The following is a 16,748-nucleotide window of genomic DNA, read 5'->3' as shown; positions in this document are numbered from 1 at the left end:
GCGAAAGGCGTCCATCATGGGTTGCACGGATCCGGAGGTGGGGGCGGAGGCGGCTGGCATCCAGATTGGCCAATACTAGAAAGAATGCACGCGGCGGCTTTCAGGTTGCACTGTTCGCACGGAAACAGATTGGGGATTACGAGTATGTTTCCGATCCATGACGAATAGCACTGGTTCTCCCTATAACAGTCATCGTGGGCTTGGCAGCATTCCTTCATGCAGCTGTTACCATTGAGGGCCCGGACCGGTGGGGAGCACTCGTTGTCCTGATCTCTAAAATCGAGTGGCAAGATGTTCCCATTCCACAAACCATTCGGGTCAATGCCATTGATCGGATCATTGAGGACGTATCCGTACAGATTCGCGTCGCCTCCAGCGAACCGGATCGGATCTCTCGCGGTCCACCGCCCGGTCTCTGGGTCGTAGTCGCGCGCGCCGAAGCGCACAAGCTTGGTGTCGCGGTCGTAGAGTCCACTCGCGAAGCCGAACGGTTGGAAGCCGGGGTTGGTATCGTTAGTAACGGTTCCGAACTCGTCGTAGTCCATCCGCTGCGCGATGCTGCCGTCGGCGGAATTCACAACGAGCCGAGGTGAACCGAGGTGATCGGAGATCAACCGATAGGCTACCCCACCGCGGATCAGGTACTGGGGAACGTTGGCCTTCTCGCCGTAGACAAAACGACTGACCACGGTCCCGCTACCGTCGAGCTCGGCAACGATGCGCAGTTGCCCGTCGTATAGGAAGCCCTGAGTCAGCTGACCATTGACCTTCTTCCCAACTCGCCGTCCCTTACCGTCGACGATGTACTCAATGAACGTGAGGTCTGGCAGCGTGGCGCTGCGGAGATTCCCGACGGCGTCGTAGTCGTACGTCGTTGGACTGGTGCCGGTGGCCTTGCTCGAGCGCTCTCCATTCGCCGAGTAGCTGTAGCTGAAAGTCGAAACGCCGCAGTCGATGGTCAACAGCCGGTCTTGGTTGTCGACGATGACGTTCGCGAAGGATGAACACTGTTGGTTGTAGCCGCCGGTGCGGTTACCGTTGGCGTCGTAGTCATAGTGGCTGATGTGATCGCCGTTACGGTGCACATCGCTCAGTCGGCCGGCCAGATCGTAGTCGTAGGCATAGGTGTCGGTGACGCCCTGAATCGTTTCGGTCTTCTCGGTGATGCGGCCTAGCGGATCGGGAGTGTACTGATCGAAGAGCACCGCACTACCGCTTACACTCGCACTGTAGGTCGCCGGCTGCCCGAACGTGTCGTACCCGATCGTATCGCTGACGACGCCGAGCATCGTCCCAGTGAGGAGCCCGTTCTGTGGGTGGCGCGTCAGCGTCATGCTGCCCGCGCTGGTAAGCAGACTGTCGGGATCGTAACCGAAGCTTGCTGAGTTCGCCCCGTTGACGCTCTGGCTCGCGACGCGGAAGTCGGTGTCGTAGGTGCGACTCACCGAGCCGGTGACGGGCCCGCTCCACGTTTCGCTCAGCATCAGCGAGCCGTCGTACGTGAACGCCAACGTCTCCGTGTCTGGGCCGGTGATCGAGGTGAGGTTCTTCGTGTTCGCGTCGTACGCGTAGGTGATGGTCCGGTTGCCGGGCAAGAGTTGCTGACTCAGGTGCCCCGCACTGTCGTAGACGAAGTCGATAGTCTGGCCATCGGGCCGCGTGATGAGATCGAGTTGGCGATCCAAGTTGTACGAGTACGAAGTGCGGGGGTTCGCGACTGGGGGTTGGGGGTTAGGGGGAAGATACTCGGATTCGAGATCCACCGCGGTGTAGTCGAAGGCGTGCGTGGGACGACCGGGTGGAATCAACGACGCGAGGTTGCCGTTGGCATCGTAGGTCATCGCGAGCACACGCCCGTCGGGGAAGGTCTCGCGCAACAGCCGTCCGGCGGGATCAGGCTCGAAGCCGAAGGTGCGACCGAGCGCGTCGAGAATGCTCCCGAGGTAGCCGTCGGTGCGGTAGCCGAACGTCTGCGTGCGCGTGTCCGCGCCCGTACCCTGCGTGATCGCGGCGATGCGGCCGCGGCTGTCGAGTGCGAATTGCACCGGCGAGAGGTTCCCCACGTGTAGACCGATCACGCGCCCCAACGCGTCGAGTGTGGTGATGGTTTGGCGGCCCGCCGCAGTGGTTGTCGTCAACGTGCGCGCTGCACTGTTGTATACCGTCGTCGACGTACGACCATTGAGTGTCGCAGTGTCAGTCAACGACGTGAGGCTGAGCGGATCGTCAGGATTCGCCAGCACCACCGTGCGAGCGCTCGATTGACTGCGCGTCAGCCGGAGCGGCGTTGAAAGCGTCGAGCTGCTCGTGACCGGCGCTTGCATGCCGAAGCGCGGATCGGGACCCTGCGTGTCCGTGGTGATCGTTCCGTCGGGGAAGGCGCTCGTGCGCGTTCCGTCGACGCTGATGTCGGTCGTGGTTTGTGAACCGTCGGGGAAGGTGTTCACCCGATCCTCCGCGCCCGTGGTCGTGCGCGTCACCTGATAGCTCGTCGAGCGGTTCATGGCGGTACCGAGGGTGACCGTGAAGCCGTTGCTCTGCTCCATGCGAGTCAGCGTCTTGAACCCGCCGGCCGGATCGTCGTCGCGAATCAAGCGGCCTTTGGCATCGTACGTGAACTGGTACGTGTGGTTGCGCGGATCGGTCATACTCGTCAGTAGACCATCGTCGGTGGACGTGAACAAGCGCGACTCGTTGGCCGGATTGACGAGGCTGGCGAGGTAGTCGTGGGCATCGACCGTCAGCGTCGTGCGCTGGGTCTCAACCCCCTGCCTGCGCGGTTCGATGCGCCGCGGCGCTTCATCCACGCTTCATCCGAGCCATTGCCTCGCGTGTTGCGGCAGAAGTAGGGTGAAGTCTGCAAAGGATGGAGGGTTAGCCATGGAACTCGGAATCCTAATGCCGCCGCTGCCGGGGCGTGCGATCAACTTGGCGCGCTTGGCCGAGAGCCTGGGCTTCGCCACGTTGCTGTTTCCCGACAGTCAGAACATGGCGCCGGAAGTGTGGGGCCAACTCATGCTCGCGGCGACCGCGACGACGAAGATTCGGCTCGGCCCCGGCGTCAGTAACTCGGTCACCCGCGATCCGGCGGTGACCGCGTCGGCCGCGCTGGCGCTGCAAGTGCAAAGTGGCGGCCGCGCGCTGTGCGGCATCGGGCGTGGCGACTCGTCGGTGCAACGCATCGGCAAGCAACCCGACCGGCTCGCCAACTTCGAGCGCTACCTGGCGTCGCTGCAAATTTATTTGAGCGGCGGAACGGTCGATCGCGATGGGTTCGCGAGTCGCATCGAGTGGCTGCGCGCGGTGAACGTACCCAAGGTTCCGGTCGAAGTCGCCGCCACCGGCGTGCGCGTCATCGAAGTCGCCGCGCGCCACGCCGATCGCATCGCCTTCGCCGTCGGCGCAGATATCGAACACCTCGCCGGCGCGATCGAGATTGCCCGCAACGCCGCGCGGGCGGCCAGACGCGATCCCGCGGCGCTACGATTCGGCGCCTTCGTCAACTGCGTGGTCCACGCCGACCGCGCCGTGGCCCGCGACGCCGCGCGCGGCGCGGTGGCCACCTTTGCCCGCTTCTCGGCGTTTGCCGGGTCGAAGCTCGCCCGCCTCCCGTTACCGCTGCAGAACGCGGCGCGCTTCCTGCGCGAACACTACGACATGCGCCATCACACCGAAGCCTCGGCCGAGCACGCCCGGGCACTCGAAGACACGTTCATCGATTGGTACGCGATCACCGGCCCGCCGGAGATCGCCATCGCCCGATTCAAACAACTCGCAGCGCTCAACCTCGACTTCTGTCACATTGTTCCCGGCTCCGCGAACATTCCGCGCGACGTCGCGCTCGCGTCGATTCGATCGCTGGCCAGCGACGTGCTGCCGGCACTCGCGGGCTAGCGAACCACTCGCAGCCGCCGATTCGAGAGCAGGTAGACGAAGACGCCAGCCATGATGGCCGCGTTCAACAAGTAGGGACCAATCGGCCACCGTTGATAGAGTTGCGTACCCAGCATCGGACCGAACACGTTACCGATGACGGACACGCCGCCGACGAGACCGGCGGCCGCGCCTTGCTCGTTGGGCTCGACGGCCAGCGAAGCGGCGGCCGCATTGCCAGGGCGCACCAGGCCGATGCCGAGCCCCAAGAGCACCAGTGCGAGCAGATAGGTGACGAAGCTACTGCCCGCGACGAACAGCATGAACGCGGCGAGCATGAGCGGCAGGCCGACGCGAACCATCACTCGCGCCGACGGCCGGAAGCGCTGCACGAGGACGAGCTGCGCGAACAGCCCCGACACTGCGAGCGTGACGAAGCCGATGCCCGAGTACTGCACGGTTTGCTGCGACGTCAGCTTCAGCGTGTCTTGCAAGAAGAACGCGAGGGTGATGACCGTCGTTGCGCGCACCGCTTGCATCGACGTTGCCACCAGCAGGAACGGCCACACACGCGGATCGCGAAGCTTGAGCTTGCGCGGGCGCTCGACGGCATGCGCGTGCGGGGCGCTGTCCTCGGGCAAGTAGAACCAGATCATCGCCGCGCTGACGACCGCGAGGCCGGCCGATAGGTACAGTGGCGTGAGCAGACCGAAGGCGGCGAGCGCCGCGCCGATTCCCGGGCCGACGGTTTCGCCCAAGCCCATTGCCGCGTTGACCAGGGCGACGCCGGCGGTGCGCTCGCTGCGCGTGGTGCGATCAGCGACGTAGGCTTGCGACGCCGGGCCGGTGCCGGAACCGAAGAGCGCAAACAGACAGCGCGAGGCCACCATCAGTGGATACACCGCCATCACCGGCAGCAACTTGGCAACGCCGACCTTGATCATAGTTGCCAACAGCGCCATCGACAGCGCGTAACCGAGCAAGCCGATGAGGATGATCGGCCGTCGCCCAACGGCGTCGCTGCGCCGCCCCCACCACGGACTGACGAACACCCAGATCGCCGCCGAGCTCGCGAAGATGGTCGACACTTGAAACGGCGACAGTCCAATCTCGCGCGCCGCCGGCGGCAAGATCGCGAACAGCATCGACTGACCGAGGCCGATGCAGACGAGGCAAAGAAACAGGATGCGCAAAGCGCGCGTGTGATCGGACTCCATTGCCGCAAGCATCTATCAGCGCGTCGCCGCTCGCGCACTCCCGTCGAGCCACGCCCCACACCTAATGGGGGGCCTAGATCGGTTGATTGACACGATCGGCTTCTCTGATGTTCTATCGAGACATCATCAGAGATTGCCAGGGGGGAGGGTGTCATGAAGACTGGAACCTTCTGCAACCAGCCAACGCTGTGCATGGCTGTTCGGCGACTGCCGTACCTGCTCGTCATGTCAGCACTGGCAATCGGCTGCGCCACGAAACACGCGACGTATGAGATCCGTCACCGGGCGCTTTCTTACGACGCGTCGTTGCTCTCCAGCGACTACAAAGAGGAGATGAAATACGTGCGTAATCGACGCGACAAGTTGTGCACCCAGCGGACTGGCGACGTTGATACGGAATACGGTCAATCCTCGTGCCACATCGCGGCCTGCGACGGACAAGCACCGGTGCAAGCCGCTCTGCTCCGATGGGACATTCAGCAGTTCACTCAGCAGTGCAAGGCTGATGCAGCGGAGCGCGATGCCCTGTGCGCTCGTGCCCACGCGGCAATTGCAACGCCTTCCGACAAACCAATCCCAACGCTCACTGGTCTCACCTTTTCCGGCGGGGGTATCCGCTCAGCCAGCTTCAGCCTTGGCGTGCTGCAAGCGCTCGATGCGCTCCATCTCTTGTCGCAAGTGGACTACATGAGCGCGGTCTCGGGCGGGGCGTACATGGCGAGCTGGGTGCAGGCGCATCTCGGCGGCGATCAGCACGACGTCTATCGTGACAGTCTGTACTACAAGGTTGCCGCCACGGACTTTCCCGATCTGCTGGACGACCGCGGCGACAACGTCGAACAGTTGCGCACGCATGCGGGGTTCCTCAGCAAGGGTGGGTACTGGGAAGGTTCGCGTCTCGCGTTCGCCTACGCGTGGCGGTGGCCGTTCAACTTCGTCCTCGATGTGCTGGCCCACGTCAAAGTCGGCATCAACCGATTTCACCCGATCGCCATTTACGAGGACCGGATTGAGAATACGTACTTCCGCGGCGAGCAGCCCGCCCACAGCAGCGCCCCGCCGAAGCGTGCGCTCAAAGTCAGTGAAGCAAACGCCGATCCTGCGACGACGCCGTACCTCATCATCAACGGCAACCTCGTGAACATGGGCGCGCCGCGCGATGGCCGTGGAAGCTACGAATGTCCCGCCCTGCGGAAGAAGGAGCCGACCACCTTTAGCCGCTGGGTGAGCACGCCTGTGGCAGAGGTCTTCTCGCTTTTCGGATATCCGAGGAGAACGTTTTCCGATGACACGTGCAACCACTACAACTTCGAATTCACTCGCGACTTCACGGGTTCGGATGGACTCGGATATATCAAGTCCGAAGCGTTTGATCGCCACGTACAACACGTCGAAATGGACCACGGTAAGCCGGTGAAGGTTTGGGTTGACGGCGATATGAACGACGGAGGTTCATTCCCTTTGGCGCACGCGGTCGCCGCGTCGGGAGCGGCATTCGATCCCGACGGCTACTTCGGTGCGGTGAGCGGAGGGGAGTGGTGGACCTGGCCTATCGAATACCTGGCCAGCCCCGTCAATCTCAACTTGGGCTACGAGACCTGGAACTTTGCCCGCGAGTACAACGGATTCTTCGGCACGGGATACGACTACTTCCGGATGTTGACTGCGCAGCGTCTCTGGGAACCCTCAACCGATGCCCGCTGGATAAAGGTCACCGACGGCGGGCACTACGAAGATCTCGGTATCGCCTCGTTGGTGCGTCGCGGGGTGTCATGCATCATCGCGGTCGATGCCGGCGCCGATCCGAAGTGGGGGTTCGACGACCTGAAGGTCCTCGCGGATCGGCTCAGGGAGCTTGGACTGACTCTCAAACTCGATGCCGCCACCTTCGACCAGGCGCGCGCGCGAGGTCACGTGCGGCTGACCGTGACCAAGTCGAGCGACTCGACCACCATCGTCTCCACGATCTTGTATCTCAAGCCACTCGCGAACCCAGTAGACATGTCGGACCGAGACAAACACCCTGAGCACCGCGACCGCATCCCCCACCACTTGGACGCACAATGGTGGAGTGACAAGGGGGACACGGACGCCGTCGACAAGATCAAGAAAATCGAATGGTACCAGCGGACCAAAGCCGCCACCGACTTTCCGCATACCTCGACGCTAGTCCAAAGTTACGACTGGGAGACGTTCGACGCCTATCGCATGCTGGGCTTCCAGATGGCGAAGACGTACTTGCCGTACGTTGCCGATCTCGACAAGTGCAACTTTGCCAAGGATGAAGAATAGCGCGCTGCTCACCGGTCGCGCACTTCGTTCTCGAGCGGATCGCCGCGGCCCCAGTGTTCGAGGTTGCGCAGGAACAACTCGCTCACTCGCGCAGCATTGCCCGTCGATGCGGCGGAGTTGTGCGGGGAGATGATCACGTTCGGCAAATCCCACAGCGGCGAGTCGGCCGGCAGCGGCTCCTGCTCGAACACATCGAGATAGGCGCCCGCCACGCGACCCGATTGCAACGCGGCGATCAACGCCGATTCGTCGACGATCGGCCCGCGCGCGACGTTGATGACATGGGCGTTGGCGGGCAGGCGCGCCAACGCATCGGCGCCGATGAGTCCGCGCGTCTCATCGGTGAGCGGACAGGTCACGACGAGCCAGTCCGCGCGCGGCAACAGATCGCGCAACGCGCTCGGCTGGTACATCTCGTCGACGTAGTCCTGATCCGTCAGCGGACGGCGGCGCACGCCGACGACGGTTATGCCGAGCGCCTGCGCCAGCCGTCCGATCTGATTGCCGATGGCACCGACGCCGACGATCACTATCGTTTGTCCGCGCAGATCGCGCGGGGTGTGATCGGCGCGGTGCGGCGCCCACTCGTGGCGGCGTTGCGCCGCACTCCAGCGCGGAAAGCCGCGCGCCAGGGCCAGCAACCCGCCGATGGCGGTTTGTGCGATCGGCTCCGCCGCCGCCCCCGACGAGTTCGTCAGCCGTACGCCGCGCGCGAGCAATTGGCCGAACACCGGATGATCGACACCCGCGTTCGGCAGGTGCATCCAGCGCAGGTTCGGTGCGTGCAGCGCGCTGCCGAGGAAGCGTCGCGTGAAGACCGCGTCGGTCTCGAAGTTACCGGTGAAGCAAGCGACCGCAATCTGTTCCAACTCTGTTGGAGTGAAGCGCCGGTCGCCTGGCGGCAGCGTCAACGGGTCGAGTTCGAGCCGGGTCGCTTCGCAGATGCGGCGATAGGCCTCGCCGTAGTCGCGCACAAACCGCTCGGTCGTCAACAGGCGCATGCCCTCTTGAGTACCGAGTCGGGGATTCAAAGTCCAAGGCGCTGCGCGTCCAGCAGCGTGCACCTTGGCTACGAAGGTCGTATCCCGCCAAGGTCAGTCACCGCGGCTTCTCAGAGGCGTAGGGGCGATGCATGCATCGCCCTCCGTCTTCTCCGCAATGAACTGCATCAATTCGCGGGCGACGCATGCGTCGCCCCTACAGGGAACGGGACATCCGGTCGAGGCCATGTCGCAGACACTTGTGAGACACTGTGGTCGATTCGGCAACCGTTCTGGGAATCGCCGTAGAGGCCCCGGCATAGTGTTCTGGATCGACCCTTGGTACTCTGTCGCACGTGATTCCCTCGACCGTCCCACGCGGCGCCGATTTGCTCGGCATGACGCTCGCCGAGTACGCGGCGGCGCATGCGACGCATCCGCAGCACGCGCGCTCGCAGTACGCGCGACTCATGCGCGAGGGTGACGGCGCGATACTGCCCGCGGTGACGCGCGTCGAACGGAACGACGGCCTCACAAAGTTTTGCCTGCCAGTCGGCACGCACCCCGGTATGGCGCTGGAAACCGAGTCGGTGATCATCCCGATGCGCAACTACAGCGGCATGGATTGGTACACGCTCTGTCTGTCATCACAGGTCGGTTGCCGCATGGGCTGTACGTTCTGCGAGACTGGGCGCATGGGGTTGCTGCGCAATCTCAGCAGCGCCGAGATCGTGCGCCAACGGTTGGTAGCTCGCCAGCTCATGCTCGATCAGGACCCACTCGCCGCTACGCGCCCGTTTCGCTACTTCTCGGACGGCATCCGCAACCTGGTGTTCATGGGGATGGGCGAACCGCTCGACAACTTCGACGCGGTCGTCCAAGCGATCCGTGTTTTCAACGACCCGCGCGGCCTGGACATTCCGCTCACGCAAGTCACCATCTCCACCGTTGGCCGCATCGACGGCATCCGCAAGCTGGCGCAACTCAACTGGCCGAACTTGCGGCTGGCGATCTCCCTCAACGCGCCGAACGATCGGCTGCGTGATGAGCTGATGCCGATCAACAAGGGCATGCCGTTGGCGGATCTGCAGCTTGCGCTACTGGACTATCCGCTGCCGCGGCGCGGGCTGTTTCTCATCGAGTACGTACTGATTAAGGACGTGAACGATGCGCCGGCTCTTGCCGACGAGGTTGCCGCGTGGTGCCGTCCGCTGCGCTGCGTCGTCAACGTCATTCCGTACAACCCGCAACGCGATGCGAGCTACGCGACGCCGTCGGACGACGCCATCGTGCGGTTCTGCGCGCGGCTGCGGTCGCAGGGCGTCTTCGTCAAGCGCCGCATCACACACGGCCGCGATTTGATGGGTGCGTGCGGCCAGCTCGGAAATCCCGACCTGCGGCGAGTTCAGCGATCGAGCAGTTCCAGCTTCTCACGCGCCGCGAACTCCTGACGTACCTGCTCGTAGTCGGCGCGGGCGAACGGCCGAAACGCGGTGTCGCCGCGCTGGCGCCAGTAGATCGCTTCGCCAGCCAGCCGGTTGAGATCGAAGTGGACCTTCTTGAGATTGCGCACCAGTACCTTCTGCGTCTGCGTGTACTCGAAGTCTTTAACCAACAGGACGAAGTCGGGAAACCACTTGCGGTCCATGCTGGCACCGTTCACTTGCGCCTCGCACCATTCGAAGAAGCCCTTCGGATCGAACGCCACGCCGTCGCGTAGCTTCACCGCCGCCATCACCAACTCGTCTGAGACCGAACACGGGACGCCGTAGGCAACGGCGAGCGCGACATCGGGATGTTCGGAAACAATGCGGCCGACCTGACCAGCGGAGAAGTTCTCTCCGTCCTTGCGGATCCAATCGTCGGTGCGGCCATCGAAGTACAGGAAGCGTTGCCCGTCGCGCACCAAGACGTGGCCGAGATCCCCCGAGTGGTAGACGCCGTCGCGGAACTTGTCGGTGTTGGCCTTGGGGTTGTCGAAGTATCCTTGGAACAGACCGGCGTCGGATGCGGCGCGACAGATCTCGCCGACACATTGCTCGTAGTTGAGCAGCTTGCCGTCAGCGCCGAGTTGCGCGGGCGGGCATTCGTTGCCGCCCGGATCGAGGATCTTGACGGCGGCGTCGGTGATCTCGCCAACGCTGCCGCGCGGATCTCCCTTGCGGCGGAAGGTGCTGATCGCCGCCTCGGTCGAGCCGTACAGCTCGAACATTTCGTCCAGCCCCATCCACTTCATGAAGCGGTCGATGTCGGGCGGTGCCGCGCCGTTGCCGACGGCGTAGCGGAACTTGTTGCGCGGGTCGTTAGTAACCGCGGTCGCAATGCGCGCCTCGTCACCGCCATACTCCTTCTCGATCGCGGCGAGCACGTAGTGCACCGGCTCGCCGACGTAGTTCCAGAAGGTGACGCCGTAGCGCAGGATGTCGGGAACGAACTGACTGGCGCTGAAGCGCTCGCGCAAGCCCATGCTTCCGCCAACCCAGAACGCCGGCATGAAGCCGACGAACATCGCGTTCGAGTGAAACAGCGGCATGCAGGCGTAGCCAACGTCGTCCTGCCCCAGGCCCATGTTCGTGGACACTCCAAAGCCGGTTGCGCACAGCTTGAGATGATTGTTGTTGATGCCTTTGGGTAGGCCGGTCGTGCCCGAGGTGTAGATCACCATGAGATTGCGCTCGGGCTCGACATCGATGCCCGGCGCATCGAGTGACTTGTCGGGGCCGCCGATCTCCGCCGCTATGCGGGCGTGCAAATCCGCGCTCGCTGGAATCTTCCCGCCCTGCGTCGGCAAGACGAGGATGTTCTCCGCTGCAATGTGCTTCAGATCGCCGCGCACGCGCTCTATCTCGGGGAAGAATTTCTCGTCGACCACCAGCAAGCGTGAACGGGACTGATTGAGCACGCCGGTGAGCACGTCACCGCGCAAGCCGGTGTTGACGCCGAACAGCGTCAGGCCGCCAAAGGCACAGCCCCCGAAGAGCGCGAGCAGTTCGAGGTGGTTCTCCAACACCATGGCAACGTGGCCCGGATGCGCATCATCGATGCGACCGAGGCGGCGCAGGAGGAAGTGCGCGGTGCGCACCGACTCGTCGCGGAGCTGGCGATAGGTCCACGAACGGTCGCCGTGCATCAGCACTACCTTGTCGGCAGCGACCGGGTGTTCGGCGCGCGCCTCGATCTGGGCACGCACGGTGAACGGGGCGGCGAAGCTGAGGGGTTCAGTACTCACAAGCATCTCCTCGCAGGCATGCAGGCATGATGAACTGCGGCGCAATCTTTAGGGTCCCGCGCCGCGGCAGTCAACCGAACCGCCCGTCGCACCGGACGGCGACTCTGTTTGTCACCACCACGCCGAAGGCGCATAGGAAGACGCGATGAAGCGCGGGGCAATAGCCGAAATCGCAGCGGTGGGCGTCATCATCCATGTCGCCACCGCGATGCTGCGCCTCGACGCGTTCTGGCCATACCCCAAGCAGCTCGACTTCGTGTGCGACTATGTCGGGGCGTGGGCGATCCGTGTCGGAGTGTCGCCCTACCAGCCGCCACCGGAGTTTCTCGCCACGCTGCGCGCCAACACGGCGCTGGCCCTCGATCTGCCGTTCCTCGCCAGCGCACCCATTGTTCCGTGGCTCGTGCAACCGTTCACGTTCGTCAACTACCCGGCGGCCGCAACCGCGTGGCTGTTGCTGTCGCTCGGTCTCACCGCGTGGAGCGCGCGAGAACTCGCACGCATTGCCGATACGAAACACACGTGGGCCGTCTTCGTTCTCGTCTTGACCTTCGGTCCCGTGTTTCTCACGCTCACGCTGGGGCAAAACAGTCTCTTCCTGCTCGTCGCGGTACTCGCGGTGGCGCAGGCGCTGAAGACGCCGACACCGCGCGCGACGATGCGTGCCGCGCTGCTGTTCGTTCCACCGGTCGGATTCAAATTGTTCCCTCTGCTGTGGCTGGGAGCGTTGCCGCTATTGCAACGGTGGCGACTCCTATTGAGCACCACAACGATCCTGATCACAGCATTCGGGATCAGTACGGCGCTGACGCCCACCGCGAGTCGCGAGTATTGGGGTGATCTCCTGCCACTTCGGCTGACTGGCTATTTGCACCAACCGACCGTAGACGATCAATCGCTGACGGCTTGGTTCGAGCGCATCGGCAGACCGCAGGAACTAGACATCCAAGGCCTCTCCGTGGATCAACTACAGCACACGAGTTGGTCGCCCCCGTGGTCGGTCGATCGCGACATCTTGCGTGGCGCGGCGATCGTGCTGAGCATCGGCATCGGCGCGCTCGTGAGTGTCGTGATGTGGCGTACGCCAGCCGCCGCGAGCGATGGCGCCTTCTATCTCTGGGTGCTCTGCGGGCTGGTCGCGATTCCACACGCGCAGCGCTACGACCACGTCGTGATGCTGCCGGCGATGGCGTGGCTGTGGGCGCGCGGTGGGACGGCGCGACGCAGCACGATCATCGCGTATACGTTGGCGGGCTTTGCCCGACTCACGCATCTGTGGGCGCTCTTGCCTGCTCCTTGGGGACCGCTGGCGTCCGGCGTGGGCCTGGCCTCGGTCCTCGTGCTTGGTACGGCAATGCTCATCAACCTGCGGCGCGGCGATCCACCGATTGACACCCTCCCGAGCTTCTGATGAGCGCAGACGGTAGAGCGCGCTGCCCTCATGCCCACAGCCTTTTCATTCTACGCCACGACCGCCAAAGGTATGGAGGAACTCGTTGCGGCTGAGCTGCGCGAGTTCGGTGCGGCGGCGGTCACGGCGGAGCGGGCGGGCGTGGCGTTTCGCGGGGCGTTGGAGGTCGCGTATCGCGCCTGTTTGTGGTCGCGCGTGGCCAATCGCATCTTGCTACCGCTTGCGTCGTTTGCGGCGGAGACGCCGCAGGCGCTCTATGACGGGGTGCGCACCATCCGCTGGTGGGAGCACTTGTTGGCGCACCAGACGCTCGCCGTCGACGGGACGACGTCGCAATCGTTGCTCACGCACTCGCACTACATCGCGTTGAAGGCGAAGGACGCCATCGTCGATCAGTTGCGCGATCAGACCGGCGCCCGGCCTTCAGTCAACGTCGAACGACCGGACGTACGAGTCAACGTGCACATCCACCGCAACCGAGCGGTGGTCAGTCTCGATTTGTCGGGTGACAGTCTGCACCGCCGCGGCTATCGGCAGGACCGTGGAGTAGCGCCGCTCAAGGAGAACCTGGCGGCGGCAATCTTATTGCTCGCCGAGTGGCCACGGCTGGCGCGGCTCGGCGCACCTCTGCTCGACCCGATGTGCGGCTCGGGCACGATCCCGATCGAGGCCGCGCTGATCGCGGCGGACGTCGCGCCCGGCCATACGCGCACGTACTTCGGATTCCTCGGCTGGCGCGGCCACGAGCCGCGCGTCTGGGCGCGCTTGCAGCAAGAGGCGGCTGGACGCGAGATCCGCGATTCGAAGCACCTGCCGCGCATTTGCGGCTACGACGCCGATGCGCGCACGGTGCGCAGCGCGCTGGCCAACGTCGAGCGCGCGGGGTTGCACGGCCGGGTCCACATCGAGCGGCGCGCGTGGGCGGACTGCGCGCCGTTGCCGACGTCCATCACCGACGGCGTGCGCGGTCTGCTCGTCACCAACCCGCCGTACGGCGAACGATTGGGCGATCAGGAACGTCTGGTCGAGCTGTATCGATCAATCGGCGACACCTTGCGGCGTCAGTTCCCCGGCTGGACCGGCTATGTGCTCAGCGGCAACGTCGATCTCACCCGCCACATCGGCCTGCGCGCCGCCCGCCGTCACGTACTGTTCAACGGCGCCATCGAGTGTCGCTTGCTGGCCTACCCGATCTCACCAACGCCAGTGCGCGATACGGCCGGGCCACGCTGGCGCAGTAGCGACGGACGTTCACCAGGAGAATCATCCAGACATCGCGTTCGTACCACGACGCGTGGCTCGAACGCGTGACCTCTACTGATTGCGGAACTCGCCACCAAGCCGGCGAGGGATCTCCACATAAAAGGTCGAGCCCTCGGCTAAGCGGCTTTCCGCCCGCACGCGGCCGCCGATGAGTTCGGTGTAGCGTCGTACCAGGTACAGACCGAGCCCGACGCCCGAACGCGCGCCCTGGTGTGTTCCATCGCCCTGGCGAAACATTTCAAACAACGACGGCAGTTCCGCGAGCGGAATGCCGGCTCCCGTGTCGCGTACCGCAATGGTAATCGACGGCTCGGCATCACTACCCGTGGTCGTCACAGCCACACTCCCCACAGCAGTAAACTTGACCGCGTTGTCCACCAGATTGCGCACCACCATCTTGAGTTTGCCGCGATCGGTGTACAACGACGCGATCGGGCCGTCCGCCGGCCACTGCAACGTGAGCTTGCGGTGGGCGGCTTGGACCGCGAACTCATGCCGCAACTCGTCCAGGAGTTCGCCCAATTGGAATGAGGACGGCTCCAACTCCACGCGACCGGATTCGAGCCGCCCGGCATCGAGCGTAGTGTTGATGAGTTCGAAGAGCCCGCGACCGTTCAGGCGCATTCGAGCCAGCGCTTCGTGCTGGTTCTCCGTCAACGGCCCCATGGCGCCATCATGCATGAGGTCGGCATACCCCAGAATTGCGCTCAGCGGCGTCCGGAGCTCGTGTGACATGGTGGCGAGAAACTCGGACTTGAGCTGATTCGCGCGCCTGAGATCCTCGACTAGGCGGGCATTCTCCACTGCGGCCGCCGCTTGCGCCGCGATGCCCTCGCTCAACCGGCGCTCGCGGATGGAAAACGCGCCTCGCCGTGTGCGGTAGCCGACGACCAGCGCGCCGACGATGCGGCCCACTCGCAGCATCGGCACCACCAGCAGCGAGCTGAGCTGCCAGCGCTCCCACAGCTCGAACGGTCCACGGGGCTCTGGAATCTCCACGATTTCGCCGGCCAGGACCCGGCCGATCAATCGCCCGAGCGACATCGGCCCAAGCTCGACGGTGCGCAATTCGTCGGCCATCTCCGCTGCAACGCCCTCGATCGCCGCCAGACGGAAGACCTCACGCGCCGGATCCCACAGCGCAAGGGCTGCCCAATCGCACCCGATCACTTCCCGTGCACTGAAAGTGATCTGCGGCAATACAGCCGCCTCGGTCTCCGCCTCACGGATGGCGCGCGCCACGTGGAGAAGTGCGGTCGAGACTCGCCCCTCCTCTTCTTGCCCCTCGCGTGCCAGTGCCGACTCGATCGCCACCGCGATCTGAGCGCCGAAAATCATGCCCTTCTCGCCGAGACTCGCTGTAAACCGCTCTGGGTCGGTGTAGTCAGCGAAGGAGAGCAACCCCAACACGGCACCCTGCCGACGCAGCGGCACGATCAGCAACGCGCGCACCCCGGCCGCGCGCGCGCTCTCATCGGCGAACCCAGACTCCGCGTAGTGGTTGAGAATCACGACTTCTCCCGCGCTCTCAAGACCGCGACGGACCGCCTCCGCCAACGGAAAACGTACATTGGAAAAGTCCGCCGCATAGCGGCCCGCCGCGGCGTACCCTACCAATGCGTCGTCACGGAGCAGCCAAATGTACACCCCGTCGAGATGCAGCATCCGTTGCACCTCGGCGCAGGAGATCGCGGCCAACTCGTCCAACCCCTTGGCGCTGAGCAACGCTTGCGCGACCTGTACCAGGCCGGACTGAAAATCTCCGGCCGCTCGGCGCTCGGTAATGTCTCGCCCGACCGTGCAGATCACCGGTTCGAATCCATCCCGGCAGAGCAGGTTGCTGCGAAGTTCGAGAATGCGGCGGCGCTCGCCTCGCAATACCACCTCGCGCTCGTACATCGGTGGGATCGGCAGGCCTTGGAACGCCCGCTCGCTGATCTCCATGGCTATGGCCACTTCATGTGGGGCCAATACTTCGCGAAGATGGACTCCACGTGCGACGTCGTCATTTGTGTAGCCGCCGAGCTCGCGGGCAGCGCGATTGGCGGCCACGATCCATCCGGCGCGATCGTTGAGCACAACGATATCGCTGGCGTTCTCGACCAATTCATCGAGTACCGCGTTGGTCCGTTGCGGCGCCGGACCCGCTCGACCAGATACGGGGAGTTGCACGTCCCGCCGCGTCATACCGCTAGTCTGGCCATCGCGCCGGCCAAAGATCAAGCGGCAAACATCATCAGCGCTAGAGACACCAGCGCGTCCGCATGAACTCTTCTTCGTGCTTGGCGGCGCAAGCCTCGGTGCCGGGCGTCTTCTGCCTGATCACGCGCCGGGTTGTACCCAATCGCCACAGCTGATAAGGTCCGCCTCACTCTTTCTGACTGTCAGGCGCGAGAGCCTCGCTCTGTCCTTGTGGCGTTCCGTACGCCTCCCGCACCAACACTCAGGCAGATATGGCCGCGGCAACAGGTGCCACCGGCCGG

Annotated in this window: 10 protein-coding genes; 5 read left to right on the top strand and 5 right to left on the bottom strand. The window is 64.1% G+C overall.

All coding sequences use genetic code 11. From position 1 onward, the window contains the following. Positions 1-14 precede the first annotated feature (14 nt). Positions 15-2,807: an RHS repeat protein gene (locus HYR72_26660; GenBank protein ID MBI1818583.1), complete on the bottom strand. Its 2,793-nt coding sequence runs from the start codon at positions 2,805-2,807 to the stop codon at positions 15-17. 73 nt (positions 2,808-2,880) lie between these two features. On the opposite strand from HYR72_26660, the gene HYR72_26655 reads away from it, so the two are divergent. Beyond that, complete coding sequence (locus HYR72_26655; GenBank protein ID MBI1818582.1) at positions 2,881-3,894, top strand: LLM class flavin-dependent oxidoreductase; 1,014 nt, start codon at positions 2,881-2,883, stop codon at positions 3,892-3,894. Here the strand turns inward: HYR72_26655 and HYR72_26650 are convergent. Beyond that, entirely contained in the window at positions 3,891-5,090 is a 1,200-nt protein-coding gene (locus HYR72_26650) for an MFS transporter (protein ID MBI1818581.1), read from the bottom strand. The genes HYR72_26655 and HYR72_26650 overlap by 4 nt on opposite strands. Positions 5,091-5,243: 153 nt before the next feature. Between HYR72_26650 and HYR72_26645 the strand changes: the two genes are divergently transcribed. Beyond that, positions 5,244-7,382: a patatin-like phospholipase family protein gene (locus tag HYR72_26645; protein ID MBI1818580.1), complete on the top strand. Its 2,139-nt coding sequence runs from the start codon at positions 5,244-5,246 to the stop codon at positions 7,380-7,382. An 8-nt stretch (positions 7,383-7,390) separates the two neighbouring features. Here HYR72_26645 and HYR72_26640 read toward each other — a convergent pair whose 3' ends face one another. After that, complete coding sequence (locus tag HYR72_26640; protein ID MBI1818579.1) at positions 7,391-8,383, bottom strand: D-2-hydroxyacid dehydrogenase; 993 nt, start codon at positions 8,381-8,383, stop codon at positions 7,391-7,393. Positions 8,384-8,718: 335 nt separating this feature from the next. Between HYR72_26640 and HYR72_26635 the strand changes: the two genes are divergently transcribed. After that, complete coding sequence (locus tag HYR72_26635) at positions 8,719-9,813, top strand: 23S rRNA (adenine(2503)-C(2))-methyltransferase RlmN (GenBank protein MBI1818578.1); 1,095 nt, start codon at positions 8,719-8,721, stop codon at positions 9,811-9,813. On the opposite strand, the gene HYR72_26630 is transcribed toward HYR72_26635, so the two are convergent. Beyond that, positions 9,768-11,591 carry an AMP-binding protein gene (locus HYR72_26630; protein ID MBI1818577.1) on the bottom strand — a complete coding sequence of 608 codons (1,824 nt, stop codon included), beginning with the start codon at positions 11,589-11,591 and terminating at the stop codon, positions 9,768-9,770. The two genes, HYR72_26635 and HYR72_26630, sit on opposite strands and share 46 nt — an antisense overlap. 145 nt (positions 11,592-11,736) lie before the next feature. On the opposite strand from HYR72_26630, the gene HYR72_26625 reads away from it, so the two are divergent. Both HYR72_26625 and HYR72_26620 read left to right on the top strand, forming a co-directional pair. Beyond that, a complete protein-coding gene (locus tag HYR72_26625) occupies positions 11,737-13,002 on the top strand; it encodes a DUF2029 domain-containing protein (protein ID MBI1818576.1) in 1,266 nt (421 codons plus the stop codon). Between the two features lie 30 nt (positions 13,003-13,032). Further along, the gene (locus tag HYR72_26620) at positions 13,033-14,313 is read left to right on the top strand and encodes a hypothetical protein (protein ID MBI1818575.1); all 1,281 of its coding nucleotides are present in this window, start codon (positions 13,033-13,035) and stop codon (positions 14,311-14,313) included. A 3-nt stretch (positions 14,314-14,316) separates the two neighbouring features. On the opposite strand, the gene HYR72_26615 is transcribed toward HYR72_26620, so the two are convergent. Further along, positions 14,317-16,452, bottom strand: a complete 2,136-nt coding sequence (locus HYR72_26615) for a GAF domain-containing protein (protein MBI1818574.1) — start codon at positions 16,450-16,452, stop codon at positions 14,317-14,319. Between the last annotated feature and the right edge of the window lie 296 nt (positions 16,453-16,748).

This window comes from Deltaproteobacteria bacterium, assembly GCA_016178705.1.
Classification (GTDB): Bacteria; Desulfobacterota; Binatia; order HRBIN30; family JACQVA1; genus JACOST01.
The sequence above is the reverse complement of the archived record's forward strand: the minus strand, read 5'-3'. Positions and strand labels throughout refer to the sequence as shown.